General features: G+C 62.6%; 1 protein-coding gene. It reads left to right on the top strand.

All coding sequences use genetic code 11. The annotated features are described in order from the left end of the window. Positions 1-173: 173 nt before the first annotated feature. Positions 174-417: hypothetical protein (locus tag OO70_RS50745; RefSeq protein ID WP_043688429.1), on the top strand; the 244-nt coding region annotated here is incomplete at its 3' end.

Here is a 417-nt window from a genome sequence, read left to right as displayed (position 1 = left end):
AGCTGCCCCTTCGTGGGTCGGTTCGATGGCCCCCGTACCGGCTTCTCTCGCCAAAGACCTGCCGGTGCGGGGGTTCTTGCTTGGGTATAGCAATAGGTTGGCATACTGGTGGGCATGATGCAAGCACCTTGGCACAGTGGCTTTGCACACCGAGTGTGTGAGATGATCCGCTGATGACACCGCACGCCGACGACTTGAAGAAGGCTGGCGCCGCGTACAAGCGGGCACGCGAGCGAGCCGAGCAGACCATCAAGGGCCCCCGCGAAGACCTGACCGCGAAGGTCCGCGCCGCCTACGAAGCGGGCATGCGGAAGGCCGACATCCTGCGGGCTATCGACCACGTGTGGTCGCGCCAATGGCTCGATGACACCGTTCGCGACATCTGTCTCTTATACACATCTGACGCTGCCGACGACT

It is taken from the genome of Streptomyces xylophagus (genome assembly GCF_000716435.1).
GTDB lineage: Bacteria > Actinomycetota > Actinomycetes > Streptomycetales > Streptomycetaceae > Streptomyces > Streptomyces xylophagus.
The sequence above is the reverse complement of the archived record's forward strand: the minus strand, read 5'-3'. Positions and strand labels throughout refer to the sequence as shown.